Origin of the sequence: Streptomyces sp. NPDC126499 (genome assembly GCF_040302485.1) — a bacterium.
In the GTDB taxonomy this organism is placed as follows: domain Bacteria; phylum Actinomycetota; class Actinomycetes; order Streptomycetales; family Streptomycetaceae; genus Streptomyces.
The window spans coordinates 17,135-38,085 of record NZ_JBEOUO010000004.1; the positions used below are offsets into that span (position 1 = coordinate 17,135).

The 20,951-nt window shown below is 72.0% G+C and carries 19 protein-coding genes and 2 tRNA genes; 13 read left to right on the forward strand and 8 right to left on the reverse strand.

Annotation, left to right across the window (positions count from 1 at the left end):
- Window positions 1–66: 66 nt before the first annotated feature.
- Genes ABTZ91_RS06810 through ABTZ91_RS06820 form a run of 3 tightly spaced genes read left to right on the forward strand, consistent with a single transcriptional unit; the run spans window position 67 to window position 3,123 of the window.
- On the forward strand, window positions 67–1,659 hold the full coding sequence (locus tag ABTZ91_RS06810) for a TerD family protein (protein WP_352076070.1): 1,593 nt from the start codon (window positions 67–69) through the stop codon (window positions 1,657–1,659).
- Between the two features lie 14 nt (window positions 1,660–1,673).
- On the forward strand, window positions 1,674–2,354 hold the full coding sequence (locus tag ABTZ91_RS06815) for an AIM24 family protein (protein ID WP_352076071.1): 681 nt from the start codon (window positions 1,674–1,676) through the stop codon (window positions 2,352–2,354).
- Window positions 2,355–2,367: 13 nt separating this feature from the next.
- Complete coding sequence (locus ABTZ91_RS06820) at window positions 2,368–3,123, forward strand: AIM24 family protein (RefSeq protein ID WP_352076072.1); 756 nt, start codon at window positions 2,368–2,370, stop codon at window positions 3,121–3,123.
- Between the two features lie 94 nt (window positions 3,124–3,217).
- Here the strand turns inward: ABTZ91_RS06820 and ABTZ91_RS06825 are convergent, their stop codons facing one another.
- Together ABTZ91_RS06825 and ABTZ91_RS06830 are read right to left on the reverse strand one after the other, a co-directional pair.
- Window positions 3,218–3,745, reverse strand: coding sequence for an NUDIX hydrolase (locus ABTZ91_RS06825; RefSeq protein WP_352076073.1), 528 nt, complete (start codon window positions 3,743–3,745; stop codon window positions 3,218–3,220).
- Window positions 3,742–5,190, reverse strand: coding sequence for a zinc-dependent metalloprotease (locus ABTZ91_RS06830; protein ID WP_352076074.1), 1,449 nt, complete (start codon window positions 5,188–5,190; stop codon window positions 3,742–3,744). The genes ABTZ91_RS06825 and ABTZ91_RS06830 overlap by 4 nt, the downstream gene beginning before the upstream one ends.
- 257 nt (window positions 5,191–5,447) lie before the next feature.
- Here ABTZ91_RS06830 and ABTZ91_RS06835 point away from each other — a divergent pair, with 257 nt between their 5' ends.
- The 4 genes from ABTZ91_RS06835 to ABTZ91_RS06850 all read left to right on the forward strand — a co-directional run bounded on the left by ABTZ91_RS06835 (window position 5,448) and on the right by ABTZ91_RS06850 (window position 8,735).
- A complete protein-coding gene (locus ABTZ91_RS06835) occupies window positions 5,448–6,557 on the forward strand; it encodes an SDR family oxidoreductase (RefSeq protein WP_352076075.1) in 1,110 nt (369 codons plus the stop codon).
- A gap of 79 nt (window positions 6,558–6,636) precedes the next feature.
- Window positions 6,637–7,098 (forward strand): molybdenum cofactor biosynthesis protein MoaE, encoded by a 462-nt coding sequence (locus ABTZ91_RS06840; protein ID WP_352076076.1) that lies wholly within the window; start codon window positions 6,637–6,639, stop codon window positions 7,096–7,098.
- 227 nt (window positions 7,099–7,325) lie between these two features.
- Window positions 7,326–7,589 (forward strand): hypothetical protein, encoded by a 264-nt coding sequence (locus ABTZ91_RS06845; RefSeq protein WP_352076405.1) that lies wholly within the window; start codon window positions 7,326–7,328, stop codon window positions 7,587–7,589.
- Between the two features lie 57 nt (window positions 7,590–7,646).
- Window positions 7,647–8,735, forward strand: coding sequence for a PDZ domain-containing protein (locus ABTZ91_RS06850; RefSeq protein ID WP_352076077.1), 1,089 nt, complete (start codon window positions 7,647–7,649; stop codon window positions 8,733–8,735).
- Window positions 8,736–8,851: 116 nt separating this feature from the next.
- On the opposite strand, the gene ABTZ91_RS06855 is transcribed toward ABTZ91_RS06850, so the two are convergent.
- Window positions 8,852–9,409 carry a PPA1309 family protein gene (locus ABTZ91_RS06855; RefSeq protein ID WP_352076078.1) on the reverse strand — a complete coding sequence of 186 codons (558 nt, stop codon included), beginning with the start codon at window positions 9,407–9,409 and terminating at the stop codon, window positions 8,852–8,854.
- Window positions 9,410–9,553: 144 nt separating this feature from the next.
- Between ABTZ91_RS06855 and ABTZ91_RS06860 the strand changes: the two genes are divergently transcribed.
- From ABTZ91_RS06860 to ABTZ91_RS06875, 4 genes are all read left to right on the forward strand, one after another.
- On the forward strand, window positions 9,554–12,559 hold the full coding sequence (locus ABTZ91_RS06860) for a UPF0182 family protein (RefSeq protein ID WP_352076079.1): 3,006 nt from the start codon (window positions 9,554–9,556) through the stop codon (window positions 12,557–12,559).
- Window positions 12,560–12,617: 58 nt separating this feature from the next.
- A tRNA-Met gene (locus tag ABTZ91_RS06865) sits at window positions 12,618–12,691 on the forward strand.
- A gap of 185 nt (window positions 12,692–12,876) precedes the next feature.
- Window positions 12,877–14,838: a tetratricopeptide repeat protein gene (locus ABTZ91_RS06870; protein WP_352076080.1), complete on the forward strand. Its 1,962-nt coding sequence runs from the start codon at window positions 12,877–12,879 to the stop codon at window positions 14,836–14,838.
- A 91-nt stretch (window positions 14,839–14,929) separates the two neighbouring features.
- Window positions 14,930–15,003 (forward strand) — tRNA-Met (locus ABTZ91_RS06875).
- Window positions 15,004–15,151: 148 nt separating this feature from the next.
- Here ABTZ91_RS06875 and ABTZ91_RS06880 read toward each other — a convergent pair.
- Window positions 15,152–15,571 (reverse strand): Fur family transcriptional regulator, encoded by a 420-nt coding sequence (locus tag ABTZ91_RS06880; protein WP_352076081.1) that lies wholly within the window; start codon window positions 15,569–15,571, stop codon window positions 15,152–15,154.
- Between the two features lie 153 nt (window positions 15,572–15,724).
- Here ABTZ91_RS06880 and ABTZ91_RS06885 point away from each other — a divergent pair, with 153 nt between their 5' ends.
- Window positions 15,725–17,176, forward strand: a complete 1,452-nt coding sequence (locus tag ABTZ91_RS06885; RefSeq protein WP_352076082.1) for a catalase — start codon at window positions 15,725–15,727, stop codon at window positions 17,174–17,176.
- An 88-nt stretch (window positions 17,177–17,264) separates the two neighbouring features.
- Here the strand turns inward: ABTZ91_RS06885 and ABTZ91_RS06890 are convergent, their stop codons facing one another.
- Both ABTZ91_RS06890 and hisN read right to left on the reverse strand, forming a co-directional pair.
- On the reverse strand, window positions 17,265–17,657 hold the full coding sequence (locus tag ABTZ91_RS06890) for a CBS domain-containing protein (RefSeq protein WP_352076083.1): 393 nt from the start codon (window positions 17,655–17,657) through the stop codon (window positions 17,265–17,267).
- Window positions 17,658–17,791: 134 nt separating this feature from the next.
- Window positions 17,792–18,604 (reverse strand): histidinol-phosphatase, encoded by an 813-nt coding sequence (hisN, locus tag ABTZ91_RS06895; protein WP_352076084.1) that lies wholly within the window; start codon window positions 18,602–18,604, stop codon window positions 17,792–17,794.
- Between the two features lie 106 nt (window positions 18,605–18,710).
- Between hisN and ABTZ91_RS06900 the strand changes: the two genes are divergently transcribed.
- Entirely contained in the window at window positions 18,711–19,520 is an 810-nt protein-coding gene (locus ABTZ91_RS06900; RefSeq protein WP_407077910.1) for a TetR/AcrR family transcriptional regulator, read from the forward strand.
- Here the strand turns inward: ABTZ91_RS06900 and ABTZ91_RS06905 are convergent.
- Together ABTZ91_RS06905 and rsgA are read right to left on the reverse strand one after the other, a co-directional pair.
- Entirely contained in the window at window positions 19,412–19,735 is a 324-nt protein-coding gene (locus ABTZ91_RS06905; protein ID WP_352076085.1) for a multidrug efflux SMR transporter, read from the reverse strand. The two genes, ABTZ91_RS06900 and ABTZ91_RS06905, sit on opposite strands and share 109 nt — an antisense overlap.
- A 202-nt stretch (window positions 19,736–19,937) precedes the next feature.
- Window positions 19,938–20,948, reverse strand: coding sequence for a ribosome small subunit-dependent GTPase A (gene rsgA / locus ABTZ91_RS06910; protein ID WP_352076086.1), 1,011 nt, complete (start codon window positions 20,946–20,948; stop codon window positions 19,938–19,940).
- Window positions 20,949–20,951 lie beyond the last annotated feature (3 nt).

Here is a 20,951-nt window from a genome sequence, read left to right on the forward strand (position 1 = left end):
TGTCACGAGCAGCCGTTAGCCTGGCGCGACGCAGTCGTATTTCGGGATGGGGGACGGTCGTCACATATGGCCAGGGAATTCCAACGCGGCCACAAGGCCAAGATCAGTGATCTCACGCCGGGGACGGATCTGTACGTGGGCGTGCAGATCTCGGGGCCCGGGCTGACCTTCGACATCAGCTGCTTCGGCCTGGACGCGAACGAGCGGCTCTCCGACGACCGCTACTTCGTCTTCTTCAACCAGCCCAAGTCGCCGGAGGAGTCCATCCAGCTGCTCGGCGCGCAGGCCGGCGACACCGAGTCGTTCCGCGTCACCCTGGACCGCATCCCCGCGCACATCCACAAGCTGTCGTTCACGGCGACGATCGACGGCGCCGGCCAGATGTCGCAGGTCGGTCCGGGCTGGATCAGGATCGTCGCGGGCGGCGAGGAGGTCGCCCGGTACGCGTTCACCGGCGCGGAGTTCTCGACCGAACGCGCCGTGATGCTGGGCGACTTCTACCTGAAGGACGTGTGGCGGTTCGCCGCCGTCGGCCAGGGCTTCGACGGCGGCCTGGAGGCGCTGCTGAAGAACTTCGGCGGCGAGGTCGCCGAGGAGCAGCCCGCCGCGCAAGCGCCGCCGGCCGCCGCCCCCGGCTTCGCCCCGCCGCCGCAGTCCGCGGCGCCCCCGGCGTTCGGCGCACCCGCCGCGCCCCAGGCCCCGGCGCCCGCACCCGCCCCGGCGCCCGCCCCGGTGCACGCGGCCCCGACGATGGCCGCGCCCTTCGCGCCCCCGGCCCCCGCTCCGGCCGCTCCCGCCCCTGCGCCGTACGGACAGCCGCAGCCCCCGCAGTTCGGCCAGGTCCCCGGCCAGATGCCGGGCCAGGCCCCGCCCGGCGCCCCCGCGCCCTACGGCCAGCCGGCCCCCGGCCCGTACGGGCAGCAGCCGCAGTTCGGCCAGGTCCCGCAGCAGCAGCCGGGCATGCCGCAGGGTGTGCCCCAGGGTGTGCCCGCCACCGGGGCCGGGCTCGCCGCCGCGCTCGCGCCGTACAAGGAGACGCCGACCGGCACCCGCTGGACCCCGCAGAACCAGCAGCTCATGCGGGTCGACCTGGCCATGGGCGGCGTGCCCGTCCTCGCCCGGCAGGGCTCCATGGTCATGTACCAGGGCAAGGTCGAATTCGCCCACAAGGGAGCCGGGTTCACCGGCCGGATCGTCGGCAACGCCACCGGCCAGGAGATGGAGCTGATGCGCTGCACCGGCCGCGGCCAGGTGTTCCTCGCCGAGGGCGGCGCCCATCTGCACCCGATCGAGCTCCAGGGCGACGCCATCTGCGTCTCCGCCGAGAACGTGCTCGCCTTCGACGAGTCGCTGCAGTACGAGGTCCGGCGCATCGAGGGCCACGGCATCCCCGGCGGCGCCCTGTTCACCATGCAGTTCCAGGGCACCGGCACCGTCGTCGTGAAGACCCACGGCATCCCGGTCGTGCTGCCCGTCACGCCGACCACCTTCGCCGACTGCAACGCCGTCGTCGCCTGGTCGGCCGCCTCCCAGGTCATCCTCTCCAGCCAGGTCAGGCTGCGCCGCAACGCCTACCCGGGCCACAGCGGGGAGACCGTCAACCTCCAGTTCCGGGGCGCCCCCGGCAACTTCATCGTCGTCCAGCCCTACGAGGTCTAGAGGGAGCCCGGAACATGAACCAGCAACTCGCGGGCTACGCCCCGACCCCGATCACGGCCCGGATGGAGAACCACGGCCGCTCCATGCTGAAGGTCGCCATGGCCACCGGCCAGGACCTGTACGCGCGCACCGGCTCGATGGTCGCCTACGAGGGCTTCATCACGTACGAGCCCAACCCGCCCGCCGTCCGCCAGGTCGCCCAGGCGTGGGCCACCGGCGAAGGCGCGCCCGTCATGAAGTGCACCGGCGACGGGCTGCTCTATCTCGCCGACTACGGCGCCGACGTCGTCGTGATCAACCTCCAGAACGACTCGATTTCCGTCAACGGCACCAATGTGCTCGCCTTCGACGCCCACCTCCAGTGGGGCGTCGAGCGGGTCAAGGGCCTCGCCAAGTTCGCCGGCCAGGGCCTGTTCAACGTCGAGATCGCCGGCACCGGCTGGGTCGCCCTCACCTCCCGCGGCACGCCGATCGTCGTCGACTGCGGCCGGGGCGAGGACGAGACGTACGTCGACCCGGACGCGCTCGTCGCCTGGTCGCCGAACCTGAAGGTCAAGGGCAAGCGCAGCTTCAAGGCCTCCTCCCTCATCGGGCGGGGCAGCGGCGAGGCCTACCAGATGGCCTTCTCGGGCCAGGGCATCGTCGTCGTACAGCCGAGCGAGGACAGCACCGACCGCCTGCGGATCCGGGGCTGAGGGGGAACACACCATGCAGAGCCCGCTTTTCAACCACGCGGAACAGCAGAGCCAGGAGCGCTACGTCATCCAGAACCCGCAGCTGCTGCGGGTCACCCTGGGAGGCTCCGACGACATCCTGGCCCGCAAGGGCGCGATGGTCGCCTACCAGGGCCTCGTCGACTTCGACGGCGAATACCAGACGCCGAACCAGCGCCGGGCCCAGGCCCGCACCGGTGAGGGCCTCGACCTGATGCGCTGCTCCGGTCAGGGCACGGTCTACTTCGCCAACCTCGCCCAGTACATCCACGTGGTGGACGTCGAGCAGGAGGGCCTGACCGTCGACAGCTCCTACGTCCTGGCGCTCGACTCCACGCTGCACACCGAGGTCATCGCCGTGGACAGCCAGTACGGCATCTCCGGCACAGGCAAGTACCAGCTGAACATCTCCGGACGCGGCAAGGTCGCCCTGATGACCTCGGGCCAGCCGCTGATGATGCAGGTCACCCCCGAGAAGTACGTCAGCGTGGACGCGGACGCGATCGTCGCCTGGTCCACCGGCCTGCGGGTGCAGATGCAGGCCCAGACGGTCAACAGCAGCGTCATGCGCCGCCGCGGCAACACCGGCGAGGGCTGGGAGCTCAGCTTCCTCGGCCAGGGCTTCGCCCTGGTCCAGCCGAGCGAGGTCATGCCGCCGCAGAACGCGGCCCTCGGGCAGGGCGTCGCGGCCCAGTTCGGCGTCGGCCAGCACGGCTCGCGCTCCCAGAACCAGAACAACGCCTGGAACTGAGCGCCCCTCGGCACACGACGGCCATGCGTAAGGGGCGGTCTCCATGGAGACCGCCCCTTACGCATCGTGGGTGTCCGGCATACGCGTGGAGCGCTCAGCCCAGCCGGGCCAGTGTCCCTTCGAGCAGCCGGACCACCGACGTGTCCGCCACGCCCGCCACCTCGTCGTAGCCGAACCAGCGCAGGTCCAGCGACTCGTCGCTGATCTCCGCCGCCGCGCCGGCCGGGGCCAGTGCCGCGTACTGCACGTCCAGGTGCCAGTGGCACGGCGCCGGGATGGGATGCCGGTCGAGCCGCACCGGACCGCCCGGCAGCAGCGTCAGACCCGTCGCGATCCCCGACTCCTCCCGGGCCTCGCGCAGGGCCGCCGCCTCCAGCGTCGGGTCACCCGGCTCGCAGTGCCCGCCCATCTGCAGCCACATGCCCAGCTTCTTGTGCAGGGTCAGCAGCACCTGCCCCCGCGAGGGGTCGATCACCAGCGCGCTGCTGGTGAGGTGACCGGCCTCGCAGGGCTTGTACATCCCGTCCGGATGGGCCGCCAGGTGCTCCAGATAGACGTCACGGAGCTCCGGCTGGTCCTCGTACTCCTTCAGCACCAGGACCGCGTCGTCGTACAGGCTCACTTCTGCGTGTCGTCCTTGCCGTCGTCACCGCGGTCGCCGTCGCCCTCGGAGCGCCCCTCGGCCGCCTCGCCCAGCATCTTGTCGAGCTCGGAGAAGTCCAGGTGCTCACGGTGGACGAACCCGTCCGGGTCGTCCAGGTCCGTCGCCGTCGGCAGCATGTCCGGGTGCTCCCACAGACCGTCCCGGCCGTCCACACCGCGCGCGTCCGTGAGCGAGGCCCACAGCCGGGCGGCGTCCCGCAGCCGGCGCGGACGCAGCTGGAGACCGATCAGCGTCGCGAAGGTCTGCTCGGCGGGGCCGCCGGTCGCCCGGCGCCGGCGCAGCGTCTCGCGCAGCGCGTCCGCCGACGTCAGCCGGGACTTCGCGGCCTCGTGCACCACCGCGTCCACCCAGCCCTCGACCAGCGCGAGCGCCGTCTCCAGGCGGGCCAGGGCCGCCTTCTGCTCCGCCGTGTCCTCCGGCTGGAACATGCCCTGCTGGAGCGCCTCCTGGAGCTGCTCGGGCTGCGTCGGGTCCAGTCGGCCCACCGCCTCCTCCAGCTTGGAGGTGTCGACCTTGATGCCCCGGGCATAGCCCTCCACCGCGCCGAACAGATGCGAGCGCAGCCACGGCACGTGCGCGAAGAGCCGCTGGTGGGCGGCCTCGCGCAGCGCCAGATACAGCCGGACCTCGTCCGACGGCACCCCCAGGTCCTTGCCGAAGGCCGCCACGTTCAGCGGAAGCAGCGCCGCCTTGCCGGCCGGTCCCAGCGGCAGGCCGACGTCCGTCGAGCCGACGACCTCGCCCGCCAGCACCCCCACGGCCTGACCGATCTGCTGGCCGAACATCGCGCCGCCCATGGAGCGCATCATGCCGATCAGCGGGCCCGCCATGGCCTGCATCTCCTCCGGCAGCACATCGCCCATCGCCGCGCCGACGCGCTCGGCGACCGGGTCGACCAGCTGCCGCCACGCCGGCAGCGTCGCCTCGACCCACTCGGCGCGGCTCCACGCCACCGCCGTGCCCGCGCCCGAGGGCAGCGAGGTCACCTGGTCCAGCCACAGGTCGGCGAGCCGCACCGCCTCCTCGACCGCCGCCTTCTCGGCCGGGCCGACGCTCTCGTCCTTGACGCCGTCCGCAGTGCCCTGCGCGACGACCTGGCGGGCGATCTGCTTGGCCATGTCCCAGTTGACCGGCCCGCCCTCGTAGCTGAGCATCTGGCCGAGCTGCTGGAAGGCGGCGCCCAGGTCCTGGGGGTTCATCGAACCGAACATCGCGGCGAACGGATTGTCCGCGCCGCCCGGCCCGCCCATGCCCATGTTCATGCCCGGGAAGCCGAAACCGAACGGGCCGCCGCCCTGGCCACCGGACCCCTGGCCACCTCCGGCGGGGTCCTTCTTCTTGCCCTCGTCGCCGTTCTCCGGCTCCTCCGGCGGAAGGCCGAATCCGAATGGGGTGTCACTCACAGGTTTCCTCGGCTCGTCAGGCCGCCGGCTTCCTGCCGGCGGCGGGCTCTCGGCTCGGCTCGCCTCCCCGACTCCACACCACCAGCGTAGGTGGTGCCTCGCCGGTCATGCCGGGCCCACGGCGGCCGCCAACCTCGACATCCGCACCGGATACGGGCTCGGTGCTCCGCCGGGCCGTGCCCTGCGGCAGGATGGACGCCACCTGGTACGTACGCGTCATTCGGGTACGTACTGAAGACAACCGCTGGAGACGCCCGGTGAGTTCCCCAGATCCTCAGGTTCGCGCAGCGCGAAACCCCTCAACCCGGTCCGCCGCGCGCGGCCCCGTCGTCGCGGTCACCGGTGCCGCGTCCGGCGTCGGAGACCTGCTGACCCGGCGCCTGGCCGCGTCCGAGGAGGTCAGGCAGGTCGTCGCCATCGACGAGCGCAGAGGCGACGTGCCCGAGGCCCGGTGGCACATCCTCGACGTGCGCGACCCCGCCATCGCGGAGAAGCTGCGCGGCGCGGACGTCGTCGTGCACCTCGCCGTCGACCTCGACCTGGAGACCGACCCCGCCGCCCGCACCGCCTACAACGTGCGCGGCACCCAGACGGTTCTGACGGCCGCCGCGGCGGCCGGGGTGCACCGGGTGGTCCTGTGCACCTCCGCCATGGTCTACGGGGCGCTGCCCGACAACGACATCCCGCTCTCCGAGGACGCCGAGCTGCGCGCCACCGCCGAGGCCACCGGCGTCGGCGACCTCCTGGAGATCGAGCGCCTGGCCCGCCGCGCGCCCCGCGCCCACCCCGGGCTCAACGTGACGGTGGTCCGGCCGGCCGTCCTGGTGGGCGGCACGGACACCGCGCTCACCCGCTACTTCGAGTCGCCCCGGCTGCTCGTCGTCGCCGGATCGCGCCCCACCTGGCAGTTCTGCCATGTCGAGGACCTGGTCAGCGCCCTGGAGTACGCGGCCCTGGAGAAGGTCGACGGCGAGTTCGCGGTCGGCTGCGAGGGCTGGCTGGAACAGGAGGAGGTCGAGGAGCTGTCCGGCATCCGGCGCATGGAGCTGCCCTCCGCGGTCGCCCTCGGCGCGGCGGCCCGGCTGCACCGGATCGGCCTCACCCCGTCCCCGGCGGGCGACCTCGCCTACACGATGCACCCCTGGGTGGTGAGCGTGGGCCGGCTGCACGACGCCGGCTGGCGGCCCCGGTGGACCAACGAGGAGGTGCTCGCCGCGCTCCTGGAGGAGGTGGAGGGCCGGCACACCGTCGCGGGCCGTCGGCTCGGCCGCAAGGACGCGACGGCGGCGGGCGCGGCCGGTGCCACGGTGGCCCTGCTGGGCACGGCGGCGCTGGTCCGGCAGATGCGCAAGCGGCGCGGCCTGTAGGACCCTCCTACGGAGGGTCCGCCCTTGCCGGTCGAAAACGCCATTCCGCGTCGTCAGTGCCGTACGGCACGATGGACCCATGGCAGACACGCATGACCACCCCGGCGAGCGGGCCGCGGACGACCCGATCAAGCTGCTCGCGATCCGTGACACCCCGCTGTCCGTCGACGAGGTCTTCCGCGCGGCCGGCGACGACGCCGCGGGCGGCACGACCCTGTTCGTGGGCACGGTCCGCAACCACGACGGCGGCGCCGACGTCGACGCCCTCGGCTACTCCTGCCACCCCACCGCCGAGGCGGAACTGCGCCGCGTCGCGGAGAAGGTCGTCGCGAACCACCCGGTCCGCGCCCTGGCCGCCGTCCACCGAGTGGGTGACCTCCGTGTGGGTGACATCGCCGTGGTCGTCGCCGTCTCCTGCCCGCACCGCGCGGAGGCCTTCCAGGCGTGCCGACAGCTGATCGACGACCTCAAGCACGAGGTCCCGATCTGGAAGCACCAGACGTTCTCGGACGGCACCGAGGAGTGGGTCGGCGCCTGCTGAGACCTCCGCCCCGAGAGTGGGGGTCCCCCCGGCCGAAGGCTGGGGGAGGGTGGGCGCCTGTTGAGACCTCGGCCCCGAGAGTGGGGTGTGGTCGGCAAGGCGCCACGCCGACCAGGCGTAGTCGAAGGTCCGATTTGCGTAACCGCCCCCCACGCGTGAGCGTTGATCCCGCGGATGAATAATCTGCTGATCGACTCACTGGTGACCACTGGGGATGGGAGGTCGGGATGGCTGCGCTCGCCTGGTTGCTGATTCCGCTTTTCGCCGTCGTCGGCGCGGCGATATGGGGAAGCTGGGCCCAGAGGAACAAGACGATAGGCGACGTCGCCGAGCTCGCGGGTTACGCGCGCTTCCGGGACGCCATGGAGCGCTCCCACGCCGCCCCCGCCGCGACCGTCGCCGCCGACCCGACCCCCTCCGCTTCCTCCGTTTCGACTCCCGCCCCGGCGTTGTCCGAGCGCGAGGGATCCCCGGCCACGACCACCGGCTGAGCCCCGTACGGACCGCCCCAGGAGTGCACGCACAGGCCGGTCCCGTACTGTCGTTCCATGCCACGCCGCACTGCGACGATGCTCGCCTCCACCCTGGTCCTGATCACGCTGCTCTGCGTCGGCGTCCTCATCCCGGTGCCGTACGCGGAGATGAGCCCCGGCCCCACGGTGAACACCCTCGGTGAGGCGCGCGGGGAGCCGGTCCTGCAGATCTCGGGACGTCAGACGTACCCGACGTCGGGGCACCTCAACATGACGACCGTCCGTGTCACCAGCGCGGACTACAAGATGAACGCCGTCGAGGCCGTCTACGGCTGGCTGGCCCACGACAGCGTCGTGGTGCCCCACGACACGCTCTACCCGGACGGCAAGACCGAGGAGCAGTCGAGCCAGGAGAACGCCGAGGAGTTCTCCCAGTCGCAGGAGAGCGCCAAGGTCGCCGCCCTCCAGGAGCTCGGCATCCCGGTGACCACCCGGGTCGTCGTCGCCACCGTCGTCAAGGGCACCCCCGCCGAGGGGAAGCTCCACGCGGGGGACGTCATCCGGGCCGTGGACGGCGTCGCCGTCAAGGCGCCGGGCGACGTGGCCAAGCTCGTCACCAAGCACAAGCCCGGCCAGGACGTCACCTTCACCATCGTCCCGGCCAAGGAGGCGGCCGCCGCCGAGAAGGCCCACAAGGACGCCACCACGACCGAGAAGGTGGTCCTCAGGACGGCCACCTCGAAGGAGGGCGACCGGGCGATCGTCGGCATCCAGGCCGGCACCGACCACGTCTTCCCGTTCACCATCGACATCAAGCTCGCCGACGTCGGCGGCCCCAGCGCCGGACTGATGTTCGCGCTCGGCATCCTCGACAAGCTCACGCCCGGCTCGCTCACCGACGGCCGGTTCGTCGCCGGCACCGGCACCATCGACGACAAGGGCAAGGTCGGCCCCATCGGCGGCATCGAGATGAAGCTGGTCGGTGCGCGCAAGGCGGGCGCCGAGTACTTCCTCACGCCGGCCGACAACTGCGCCGCGGCCGCCTCCGACACGCCGGCCGGGCTCACCCTGATCAAGGTGAACACGATCGACGACGCGACGAAGTCGCTGGAGAAGCTGCGCAAGGGCGACACGGCCTCCCTGCCCCGCTGCTCCGCGAGCTGAGCCGCGGCGAGCGGCCCGATCCCGGGCCACCCCGCCCGCCGCCCCCGCCCCGCCCGGGGCCGCGACCGGCCCGCGGCGAGCGGCCCGCGGTGAGCGACCCCGCCGCGAGCGGTCCGCTACGACGCGAAGGTCGCCGCCAGCGCGTCCGCCAGGCCCGGCACCAGGTCGGGCCCGGTCAGCACCTCGCTCGGCGAGTCCTTCTCGCGCAGCCGGATCGCGGCCTCCCGCGCCCCGTCCCGCAGCACGGCGACGGTCATCCGGACCTCCTGGCGCTCCGGGTGACGGGCCACCCACGCGGACAGTCCGGCCTCGTCGAGGTCCTTCGGCACGGACGCCTCGGCCGACGGCGGCAGCATCAGCCGCTCGACCGTGAGCGCGCAGCCGGCCACCGCGTCGGGCCAGGCGATGGTGCCGAGGAACTCGTCGAGGGGCTTGCCGGCCGGCAGCTCCTCCTGCTCGATGGGGGTGTAGCCGGTGGCGGCGGCGTCCGCGCCGAGGCCCAGCTGAGAGGCGAGCGAGGGCTCCTGGGCGCGCAGCCGGGCGGTGTCGACCAGGGCGAAGAGCCGGGCCGGCCGGTCCCAGCCGAGGCCGGACGCGTACTCGTCGATCTCCAGGACGGCTCGGGTGAGGGGACTCGCGGCCATCGGGGGACCGGAGGGGGAAAGGTTGGACATGAGGAATATCCTGCCTCCTCCACCCCGGAACACGGGAACTAGGTAAAGCCTCAGTAAGTTGCACCAGTGGGCTCTACGATCGCGGAGCCTGCTTATCGACGCATTCGACGCATCAACCTCGAGGGGCGCACGTTGGCTTTCCAGATGCCGGACCGCGGAGGCGGCACAGGTCCTTCCGGGCCAAGGATCAGAGTCGGCCGCCCGTCCCGGCGCGCCCGTACGCTGCTGATGACACTGGGCGTCCTGGCGGTCCTCGCCATGGCGTTCGTGATGTTCGCCGGATTCTGGACGGACTGGCTCTGGTACCGCTCGGTCCGCTACCAGTCCGTCTTCACCACCACCCTGTGGACCAAGGTCGGTCTCTTCCTCGTCTTCGGCCTGCTCATGGCCCTGGCCGTCGGCCTGAACATCTGGCTGGCGCACCGGCTGCGGCCGCCGCTGAGCGCGATGTCGATGGAGCAGCAGAGCCTCGACCGGTACCGGATGGGGGTCGCGCCCTTCAAGAAGTGGGTGCTGCTCGCCGTCATGGCCCTGGTCGGCCTGATCGCCGGCGCCTCCGCCTCCGGTCAGTGGCGGACCTGGCTCATGTGGGTGAACGGGGTCCCGTTCGGCGAGAAGGACCCGCAGTTCCGGCTCGACGTGGCCTTCTACGCCTTCGACCTGCCCTGGTACCGCTTCCTGCTGGCCTTCGGCTTCGCGGCCACGGTCCTGTCGCTGATCGCCGCCGCCCTCACGCACTACCTGTACGGCGGTCTGCGGATCACCAGCCCGGGTGCCCGCGCGACGGCCGCCGCCACGGGCCACCTGTCGGTGCTGCTCGGCGTCTTCGTGTCGCTGAAGGCCGTGGCGTACTGGCTCGACCGGTACGGCCTCGCCGTGAAGTCCAGTGACTTCAAGGCCACCGGCAACTGGACCGGCCTGCGGTACGTGGACGCCAACGCCTATCTGCCGGCGAAGACGATCCTGTTCTGCATCGCCGTGATCTGCGCCGTGCTGTTCTTCGCGACGCTGTGGCGGCGCACCTGGCAGCTGCCGGTCATCGGCTTCGGCCTGATGGTGCTCTCGGCGATCCTGATCGGCGGCCTCTACCCGGCCATCGTGCAGAAGTTCCAGGTCCAGCCGAACGAGCAGGCCAAGGAAGCGCCGTACATCAAGAAGAACATCGACGCGACCCGCAAGGCCTACGCCATCGACACCACCAAGCCCGAGGAGTACTCGGGCAAGTCGACGGTCAAGGACAAGGACCGGCTGCGGGCCGACGCCGACACGGCGGCGAGCTACCGGCTGATCGACCCCAACATCGTGTCGCCGACGTTCCAGCAGCTGGAGCAGAAGCGGAAGTACTACCAGTTCCCGCTGACCCTCGACGTCGACCGCTACCAGGGCAAGGACACCGTGGTCGGTCTGCGCGAGCTGAACATCCGGGGCATCCCGAAGCGGAACTGGATCAACGACCACTTCACCTACACCCACGGCTACGGCGCGATCATGGCCACGGGTACGCAGACGGACGCCAACGGCTCCCCGATCTTCACCGAGCAGGGGCTTCCGACCACCGGTCAGCTCGGCCCGTACGAGCAGCGCATCTACTACGGCGAGAAGACCGACCAGTACTCGATCGTGGGCGGGCCCCAGAAGGAGCTCGACTACGAGGAGAACGGCGAGAAGACCACCAGCTACCAGGGCAAGAGCGGGATCAGCCTCTCCAACACCTTCAACAGGGCCGCCTACGCGGTCGCGTTCAGCGAGCCGCAGATCCTGTACTCGGGGGCCATCGGCGACGGCTCGCGGATCCTCTACAACCGCACCCCCAAGGAGCGGGTCGAGGCGGTCGCGCCCTGGCTGACCATCGACGGCGACGCCTACCCGGCGGTCGTCGACGGCCGCATCCAGTGGATCGTCGACGCGTACACCACCACCAACGGCTACCCGTACGCCTCGCGCACCACGCTCGGCGAGACCACGGCCGACGCCCTGACGGTCGGCAACCAGCAGCGCGCGGTCGTCGCCCCGCAGAACCAGGTCAACTACATCCGCAACTCGGTGAAGGCCACCGTCGACGCGTACGACGGCACGGTCAACCTCTACCAGTGGGACAAGCAGGACCCGGTCCTCAAGACGTGGATGAAGGCGTTCCCGGGCACGGTCAAGGCCCGTGAGCAGATCGACCCGGACCTCATGCAGCACCTGCGCTACCCGCAGGACATGTTCAAGGTCCAGCGCGAGCTGCTGACCCGCTACCACGTGCAGGACCCGGCGCAGTTCTACAGCGGCTCGGACGCCTGGCAGGTGCCGGACGACCCGACCACCAAGGACGGCAACGCGGTCCCGCCGTACTACCTGAGCATCAAGATGCCCGGGGACCAGGCGCAGAAGTTCTCCCTGACGACGACGTTCACCCCGAACGGGCGGCCCAACCTGGGCGGCTTCATGACGGTGGACGCCGACGCCACGAGCAAGGACTACGGCCGCATAAGGCTGCTGAGGGTGGGCGAGGACGTGCCGGGCCCCCAGCAGGTGCAGAACAAGCTCAACAGCCTTCCGTCGGTGGCGACGTTCGTCCGTGACATGAAGGGCGCCGACTCCGACATCCTCTACGGCAACCTGCTCACGGTGCCGCTGGACGGCGGCTTCCTGTACGTCGAGCCGGTCTACGCCCAGGGCCGCAACGCGCAGTACCCGCTGCTCAAGAAGGTCGCGGTGTCGTACGTGGACGCGGACCAGCCGGACGGGGACACCACCAAGGACACCACGGTGTTCGAGGACAACCTGACGGCGGCGCTGAACGCGGTGTTCGGGGCCGAGGGCACCGCCCCGCCGGCCACGCAGCCGCCGGGCACCACCAAGCCCCCGGCTCCGGTCACGAACGACGCCGCGCTGAAGCAGGCCATCGCGGACGCCCAGAAGGCGTACGACGACGGCGAGGCGGCGCTGCAGAAGCAGGACTGGGCGGCGTACGGCAAGGCCCAGGAGGCCCTGCAGGACGCGCTCCAGCGGGCCGCTGCCGCCGGAGCGAAGCTCCAGAGCGGCGCCGGCGGCGCCAAGCCGGCACCGCAGGCGACGCCGAGCCCGTCGGCGAGCCCCGGCACCGCGGCCTCCCCGAGCACCTCGGCCTCCCCGAGTCCGAGCGCCGGTCCCGGCGGCGGATGAGCGGCGGATAAGCGGTAAGAGCTCCCCTCCGCGTCGTGATAGCGTGTGAACACAACGACGCGGGGTGGAGCAGCTCGGTAGCTCGCTGGGCTCATAACCCAGAGGTCGCAGGTTCAAATCCTGTCCCCGCTACTGAAGACGAGGGCCCGGATCCATCAGGATCCGGGCCCTCGTCATGTCCCCAACGGCGTTGCGGAGGGGGTGAGTTGGGGTGAGACGTGTTTGACTTGTCTCTCTGTGGGCATGTCGACAAAACGCTGAAGTGACCTCACTGGCTGCGGTATACCAGGTGTACGCGGGTTGCAGGTGGTGCGACGATGGTATTTATGGGGGACAGGGCAACTCTGTTGGAGACAGGGCGGTTTGTGCAGCGGCATGCCGGAAACGCCGCAGACGAGATCATCGAGGCCGCGGGAGCCGCCGTCGATGCGGCCGTCGACACCACCACCACCGAGACCGAGACCGAAGCCGAGACCGAAGCCCGCCACCGGCGCGCCGCCGAGCGCGGTGACGCCGCCGCGATGAGCGCCCTGGGTGCCCTGCTGCTGCGCCGTGGCGACCTGGACGGCGCCGAGCCGTATCTGCGCGGGGCCGCCGCCCAGGGTGACCGCGCCGCCGCCAACAACCTGGGTGTCCTGCTGCACCAGCGGGGTTACCCGGACGAGGCCGCCGGCTGGTGGCGGATCGCCGCCGTCGCCGGTTCCGCGCCGGCCGCGCACGCCCTCGGCCGCCACCACCGCGAGCGCGGCGACGAGCCGGCCGCCGAGTACTGGCTGCGCCAGTCCGCCGAGCAGGGCCACGCCCTCGGCGCGTACGCCCTCGCCGACCTCCTGGAGCACCGCAGCGACGTCGGCGCCGAGCGCTGGCTGCGCGCCGCCGCCGAGCAGGGTCACCGCGAGGCCGCCTACCGGCTCGCCCTCGCCCTGGAGCGGCGGGCGACGGCGCCGCCCGCCCGCGGCCCGCACACGTACGACACCGGCACGGGCCTGCGCACCTCGGCCGCGCCCGACGCCGCCACCGGCAAGGGCGAGGGCAGGGGCAGGGCCGAGGCGCCGACGGTCCCCGGGGACTCGCTGGCCGAGGCCGAGCAGTGGTTCCGGCAGGCCGCCGCGCGCGGCCACCGGCGGGCCGCCCTGCACCTGGGCGCGATCCTGGAGAAGCGCGGCGAGCTCAAGGAGGCCGGCCGCTGGTATCTGTCCTCCGCCAAGGACGGCGAGGCCAAGGCCGCCTGCGCGCTGGGCTTCCTGCTGCGCGACGCGGGCGACGAGGAGAGCGCGGCCGTGTGGTGGCTGCGGGCCGCGCAGGACGGCGACGGCAACGCCGCCAACGCGCTCGGCGCGCTGCACGCCGCCCGGGGCGAGCACCAGACCGCCGAGCGCTGGTACCGCGCCGCCATGGACGCCGGTGACGTCAACGGCGCCTACAACCTCGGGCTGCTGTGCGCCGCCCAGGAGCGGACCGCGCAGGCCGAGCAGTGGTACCGCCGCGCCGCCTACGCGGGACACCGGGAGGCCGCCAACGCGCTGGCCGTCCTGCTGCTCCAGGCCGGTGACGCGGGTGGTGCCGAGCCCTGGTTCTCCAAGGCCGCCGAGGCCGGCAGCGTCGACGCCGCCTTCAATCTCGGCATCCTCCACGCCGGCCGTGACGACGACCGCACCGCGCTGGTCTGGTACGAGCGCGCGGCCGCCGCCGGGCACACCGAGGCCGCCCTCCAGGTCGGCATCGCCTGTCTGCGCGACGGCGACGAGCAGGCCGCCGAGCGCTATCTGCGGTGCGCGGCGGGCGGTGGCAGCGCCGAGGCGGCCTTCCGGCTCGCCTCGGTCCTCGACGCCCGCCGCCCGGCCCCGGGCCCGCCCGCCCTCGGTGCCTCCCGCGAGGAGAAGAGCGAGTGCGAGGAGTGGTACGAGCGCGCCGCCGAGCAGGGCCACCGCCGGGCCCAGGTCCGGGTCGGCATGCTGGCCGCCGCCCGCGGTGACGTGGCGGAGGCCGCCCGCTGGTACCGGGAGGCGGCCGAGGCCGGGTCCCGCAACGGGGCCTTCAACCTGGGGCTGCTCCTCGCGCGCGAGGGCGGCGAGCGGGAGGCGGCCCTGTGGTGGACGCGCGCCGCGCACGCCGGCCACGGCCGCGCCGCGCTGCGGCTCGCGCTGCTCGCGGCCCGCCGCGGGGAGCTGACCGAGGGGCGCCGCTGGTGCGCCCGCGCGGTCGAGCTCGGTCCCGCGGAGGTGGCCGAGCGCGCGGCGCGGCTGAGCGAGGCGCTGCACCAGGAGCTCACCGCGTAACGCGGGACTCACGCGTAACGCGGGTCACATCGTTCGCTCGACATATCGATTTGCTCTGCTCCGAACGGTCCCGTAAGGTTGGGTTCACCGACGCGGGGTGGAGCAGCTCGGTAGCTCGCTGGGCTCATAACCCAGAGGTCGCAGGTTCAAATCCTGTCCCCGCTACTCAGTAGCAGCGAAGGCCCGGATCCGTCAGACGGATCCGGGCCTTCGTCGTTCGTCGTCGTTCGTCGATCGTGCGAGGCCGACGGCCCACCGTACGAAGAAGCCCCCGCCGTCAGGGCAGGGGCTTCTTCGTCGTGACGGGGCGCCGTCAGGCGGAGGTCGCGCAGCTGGGGCACAGACCCCGGTAGGTGACCTCGACGTCCGAGATCGTGAAGCCGAAGCGCTCCGAGTCGGGGAGGTCGGCCAGTGGGTTGCCCGCCGGGTGGACGTCCCGGATCGCGCCGCAGCGGCCGCAGACCAGGTGCTGGTGCGGGCGGTGGGCGTTCGGGTCGTACCGCTTGGCGCGGCCGTCCGTCGCGACCTCCATCACCTCGCCCAGCGTGACCATCTCGCCCAGCGTGTTGTAGACGGTGGCGCGCGAGATCTCCGGCAGGCGCTCGACGGCGCGCGCGTGGACCTCGTCGGCGGTCAGATGCACGTGTTCCCCGTCGAGCACTTCGGCCACGACGCGTCGCTGCGCGGTCATCCGCCAGCCACGGCCGCGCAGTCGTTCCAACAGGTCACTCATGGGGGTCAGCCTAACAGCCGGGGCTCAAATCCCGAACTGGTGTGAGTTTGGATGGGGGCTTGCCTTAGACAATGTCTATTGTAGGATCGTGTACGGCACAGGCCGGGCAGGCAGGACAGGCTTGCGGCAGAACCCACGCAGCAGGAGGCGCACGTGACGCAGGGACCGCTCACCACCGAGGCCGGGGCACCGGTCGCGGACAACCAGAACAGCGAGACGGCGGGCGTCGGCGGGCCGGTCCTGGTCCAGGACCAGCTCCTCCTGGAGAAGCTCGCCCACTTCAACCGCGAGCGCATCCCGGAGCGCGTGGTGCACGCCCGCGGCGCCGGCGCCTACGGCACCTTCACGGTGACCGCCGACGTCACCGCGTACACCAGGGCCGCCTTCCTCTCCGAGGTCGGCAAGCAGACCGAGACCTTCCTGCGCTTCTCCACCGTCGCCGGCAGCCTGGGCGCCGCCGACGCCGTGCGCGACCCGCGCGGCTGGGCGCTGAAGTTCTACACCGAGGAGGGCAACTACGACCTCGTCGGCAACAACACCCCCGTCTTCTTCATCCGGGACGCCATCAAGTTCCCCGACTTCATCCACACCCAGAAGCGCGACCCGTACACCGGCTCGCAGGAGGCGGACAACGTCTGGGACTTCTGGGGCCTGAGCCCGGAGTCCACGCACCAGGTGACCTGGCTGTTCGGCGACCGCGGCATCCCCGCCTCGTACCGCCACATGAACGGCTACGGCTCGCACACCTACCAGTGGAACAACGAGGCCGGCGAGGTCTTCTGGGTCAAGTACCACTTCAAGACCGACCAGGGCATCAGGAACCTCACCCAGGACGAGGCCGACCTGCTCGCCGGCCGGGACCCGGACTCCCACCAGCGCGACCTGCGCGAGGCGATCGAGCGCGGCGACTTCCCGAGCTGGACCGTGCAGGTCCAGATCATGCCGGCCGCCGACGCCGCCACGTACCGCTTCAACCCGTTCGACCTCACCAAGGTGTGGCCGCACGCGGACTACCCGCCGATCGAGATCGGCAGGCTGGAGCTCAACCGCAACCCGCGGAACATCTTCGCCGAGGTCGAGCAGTCGATCTTCTCCCCGGCGCACTTCGTGCCCGGCATCGGCCCGTCCCCGGACAAGATGCTCCAGGGCCGTCTCTTCGCCTACGGCGACGCCCACCGCTACCGCGTCGGCATCAACGCCGACCACCTGCCGGTGAACCGCCCGCACGCCACCGAGGCCCGCACCCACTCCCGGGACGGCCTCCTCTACGACGGCCGGCACGGCGGCGCCAAGAACTACGAGCCGAACAGCTTCGGCGGCCCGCGGCAGACCGACCGCCCGCTGTGGCAGCCCCTCCCGGTCTCCGGTGTCACCGGCGACCACGCCGCCCCCGTGCACGCCGAGGACGACGACTTCGTGCAGGCCGGCGACCTCTACCGGCTGATGTCCGAGGACGAGAAGGGCCGGCTGATCGGCAACCTGGCCGGCTTCATCGCCAAGGTCTCGCGCGACGACATCGCCGAGCGCGCCATCGGCAACTTCCGCAAGGCGGACGAAGACTTCGGCAAGCGGCTGGACGCCGCGGTCCAGGCCCTGCGTGGCTGACGGCCGCCTGCCGTAGGGAGAGGAGGGCCGGACTTCCCGTGTTCGTACGGGAGTCCGGCCCTCTGCCGTCCGCGCTCGTCGTACGAGGTCAGGCGGCGGTGGCGCTGTACACCGGGAGCCAGCAGCGGATGATGTCGCGCACGGACACGATGCCGACCGGCCCCCGGTCGTCCAGGACGACCAGATGACGGAAGCCGCCGCGGGTCATCGCCTCCGCGGCCTCCTCCAGGGTCCACGTCGGGGCGGCGAAGACGACGTCCCGGGTGGTGTGGGCGTCGGCGGTCTCCAGGTCGGGATTCCGGTCGGCGCCGATCGCGTCGAGGATGTCGCGCTCGGTGAGGATGCCGAATCCTCCGGAGTCGCCGTCCTGGACGACGGCCGCGCCGACGCGGCGCGCCGACATCAGACGCGCCGCCTGGCGGAGGGTGTGGGCAGGGCCGATGGTGAGGGACACGGTGCTCATGGCGTCACGGACGAGCATGGAGGGAACCACCTCCGAATCGGTGACTTCGAGAACTCTTTCACAAGTTCACAAAGGGGGGATTGTCAGAGTGGCACCGGACCGGGAGGTCGACAAGGGGGCGCGCGTAGCGCGTCCGGAGCGCTGAGGGGCGGTCAGCTCTCCGTGGAGGGCTGCTGGTTGAGGTAGGCGAGCAGCTCGCCGTGGAGCAGGCCGTTCGACGCGGCCGCGTTCCCGCTGTGCGGACCGTGCCGCCCGTCGAGCCCGGTGAAGGTGCCGCCGGCCTCCTGCACCACGATCGCCGTGGCCGCCATGTCCCACAGCGACAGCTCCGGCTCCGCGCAGATGTCCACCGAGCCCTCGGCCACCATCATGTACGGCCAGAAGTCGCCGTACGCCCGGGTCCGCCAGCACGCGCGCGTGAGGTCGAGGAAGCCGTCCAGCCGGCCGCGCTCCTCCCAGCCGCTCAGGCTGGAGTACGCGAACGAGGCGTCCTCCAGGCGGCCGACCTTCGACACCTCGATCCTGCTCGCCGACGCCAGGCTGCGGCCGGTGTACGCGCCGAGCCCCTTCGCCGCCCACCAGCGGCGGCCGAGCGCGGGCGCCGAGACCACGCCCACCACCGGCTGGAAACCGGTCTCCCCGGCCTCCATCAGCGCGATCAGGGTGGCCCACACGGGCACCCCGCGCACGTAGTTCTTGGTGCCGTCGATCGGGTCGATCACCCAGCGGCGCGGGCCCGTGCCCTCCACGCCGTACTCCTCGCCGAGGATCGCGTCCCGGGGCCTGGCACGCTGCAGCTGCCCCCGGATCAGCTCCTCGGCGGCCTTGTCGGCCTCGCTCACCGGAGTCATGTCGGGCTTCGTCTCGACCTTCAGGTCGAGCGCCTGGAACCGGTCCATCGTGGCCGCGTCCGCGGCATCCGCGAGGACATGGGCGAGACGCAGATCGTCGTGGTAATCGGCCATGGTCGAAACTCTATCCCCCGAAGGCGCGTCGCCCCGCGCCGACCCTTGACAGTGCGTGGCCGCCCGTCAACGCTGTGCGCAGAACCGACCCGGCCGGGAGGTGACGATGCCGACTGTCCCGAAGACGCCGAAGACGCCGAAGACGGCGAGAACACCGGGCACCCGCACGGGGCCGGGCACCCGCACGGCACCGAAGGCGACGACCGCGCGCGAGGCCCTGCTCGACGCCGCCCTCGCGGCCCTCACCACGCTGCCCTGGTCGGCGGTGCGGATGGTCGACGTCGCCACCGCCGCGCGGGTCTCCCGGCAGACCCTCTACAACGAGTTCGGCAGCAAGGAGGGGCTCGCCCGCGCGCTCGTGCGCCGCGAGGCCGACCTCTATCTGCGGGGCGTCGAGACCGCCCTCGACCAGCCGGAGCCGCCCGCCCGCAGGCTGGTCGCCGTCGCCGAGTGGACCGTCGCCGCGGCCGCCGCCCGGCCCGTGCTGCGCGCCCTGCTCACCGGCGCCTGGAACGAACGGCTGCCCGCCCCCCGGCCCGCCCGCACCGGGACCCGCGCCGCCGCCGTACCCGACCAGCGGCGGGCCGACGCCGGGGTGCCGTCACCGGCGGAGCTGCTCGTCCAGGCCAGGGACAGGGCGGCGGCGCTGCTCTCCGAGGACCCCCGGGCGGCCGTCCGCTCCTGCGAACTCGCGCTCCGCCTCGCACTGTCCTACGTGGTGGCGTCCGCGCCGATGGTGCCGCAGCCGTCTCCGCAGCCGTCTTTGCGGACGGGGCCGCGGACCGCTCGGCCCGCCGGGCCGGGAGGTCAGTGCGCGGAGCCCGACAGCTGGAGGCCGATGACGCCGACGATCACCAGCGTGATCGAGACGATCTTGAGCGTGGACACCAGGTCGCCGAGGAACACCATGCCGTAGATCGCCGTCCCCGCCGCCCCGATCCCGGTCCACACCGCGTACGCCGGACCGACGTCGAGCTTGCGCAGCGCGAGGGTCAGCAGCCCGAAGCTGCCGATCGCGAAGCAGGCGAAGGCGATCGTGGGCCACAGACGCGTGAAACCGTGCGAGAGCTTCAGGCACACCGCGAAACCGGTCTCGAGCAGTCCGGCGACCACCACCAGCAGCCACGCCATCGCAAGTGCCTCCCACGCCGTCGGTGACTGCTTCGTGTCGCTTGGTGCGATTATGCACTTACCAACGGTCGTCGCCCGCAAACGTGCGCGATCCGGGTGACGCGTCGTCAGCCGCCCCGCGAAGCCGCCCCGCACACCGGGCCCCCGCACACCGGGCCCGCACACCGGGACCGCACACCCGCCCCCGGTCGGCCGTCCCCCGTCAGTCGCCCTCGCGGCGCTCGCGCGTCGCGAGCAGCCGGCGCAGCGAGTACAGCCGGGCCGGATCCGCGTGCCCCGCCGCGACCCAGGCGTCGAGCGCGCAGTCCGGCTCGTCGTGGCTGCACGCGCGCGGGCACTCCTCCGTGCCCGGCTCCAGGTCGGGGAAGGCGTGGATCACCCGGGACGGGTCGACGTGGTGCAGGCCGAAGGAGCGCACGCCCGGCGTGTCGATGACCCAGCCGTCCGTCTTGTCCAGCGGCAGCGCGAGCGCCGAGGTCGTGGTGTGCCGGCCACGGCCGGTCACCGCGTTCACATGACCGGTGATCCGCCGCCGCTCCTCGGGCACCAGCGCGTTCACCAGCGTCGTCTTGCCCACGCCCGAGTGCCCCACGAACGCGGTCACCCGGTCGCCCAGGTGCTCCCGCACCCGGTCCGCCGCCCCGCCGTCGTACAGCTCCTCGCGGTTCACCACCACGTACGGGATGTCCAGGGCGCCGTACAGCTCCAGGATCTTCTCCGGCGGCGCCAGGTCCGACTTCGTCAGCACCAGGAAGGGGTCGAGCCCGCCGTCGAAGGCCGCGACCAGACAGCGGTCGATCAGGCGCGGGCGCGGCTCGGGGTCGGCGAGCGCGGTCACGATCGCCAGCTGGTCGGCGTTGGCCACCACCACCCGCTCGTACGGGTCGTCGTCGTCGGCCGTGCGCCGCAGCACCGAACTGCGCTCGCCGATCCGCACGATCCGCGCCAGCGTGTCCTTCTCACCGGACAGGTCGCCCACCAGGGACACCCGGTCACCGACCACGGCGGCCTTGCGGCCCAGCTCGCGCGCCTTCATCGCCATGACGACCCGGTCCCCGACCAGACACGTCAGCCGGCCGCGGTCGACGGTGAGGACCATGCCCTCGACGGCGTCCTCGTGCTTGGGACGGATCGTCGTACGGGGGCGGTTGCCCTTGCGGTTGGGCCGCTGGCGGATGTCGTCCTCGTCGGTGTGCTTCCCGTAACGCCGCATGGC

Coding starts and splice junctions, on each gene's coding strand:
- ABTZ91_RS06810 (WP_352076070.1), top strand. CDS start 67: ATGGCCAGGGAATTCCAACGCGGCCACAAGGCCAAGATCAGTGATCTC.
- ABTZ91_RS06815 (WP_352076071.1), top strand. CDS start 1,674: ATGAACCAGCAACTCGCGGGCTACGCCCCGACCCCGATCACGGCCCGG.
- ABTZ91_RS06820 (WP_352076072.1), top strand. CDS start 2,368: ATGCAGAGCCCGCTTTTCAACCACGCGGAACAGCAGAGCCAGGAGCGC.
- ABTZ91_RS06840 (WP_352076076.1), top strand. CDS start 6,637: ATGGCAGACACGCATGACCACCCCGGCGAGCGGGCCGCGGACGACCCG.
- ABTZ91_RS06845 (WP_352076405.1), top strand. CDS start 7,326: ATGGCTGCGCTCGCCTGGTTGCTGATTCCGCTTTTCGCCGTCGTCGGC.
- ABTZ91_RS06850 (WP_352076077.1), top strand. CDS start 7,647: ATGCCACGCCGCACTGCGACGATGCTCGCCTCCACCCTGGTCCTGATC.
- ABTZ91_RS06855 (WP_352076078.1), bottom strand. CDS start 9,409: ATGTCCAACCTTTCCCCCTCCGGTCCCCCGATGGCCGCGAGTCCCCTC.
- ABTZ91_RS06860 (WP_352076079.1), top strand. CDS start 9,554: ATGCCGGACCGCGGAGGCGGCACAGGTCCTTCCGGGCCAAGGATCAGA.
- ABTZ91_RS06870 (WP_352076080.1), top strand. CDS start 12,877: ATGGTATTTATGGGGGACAGGGCAACTCTGTTGGAGACAGGGCGGTTT.
- ABTZ91_RS06880 (WP_352076081.1), bottom strand. CDS start 15,571: ATGAGTGACCTGTTGGAACGACTGCGCGGCCGTGGCTGGCGGATGACC.
- ABTZ91_RS06890 (WP_352076083.1), bottom strand. CDS start 17,657: ATGCTCGTCCGTGACGCCATGAGCACCGTGTCCCTCACCATCGGCCCT.
- hisN (WP_352076084.1), bottom strand. CDS start 18,604: ATGGCCGATTACCACGACGATCTGCGTCTCGCCCATGTCCTCGCGGAT.
- ABTZ91_RS06900 (WP_407077910.1), top strand. CDS start 18,711: ATGCCGACTGTCCCGAAGACGCCGAAGACGCCGAAGACGGCGAGAACA.
- ABTZ91_RS06905 (WP_352076085.1), bottom strand. CDS start 19,735: ATGGCGTGGCTGCTGGTGGTGGTCGCCGGACTGCTCGAGACCGGTTTC.
- rsgA (WP_352076086.1), bottom strand. CDS start 20,948: ATGCGGCGTTACGGGAAGCACACCGACGAGGACGACATCCGCCAGCGG.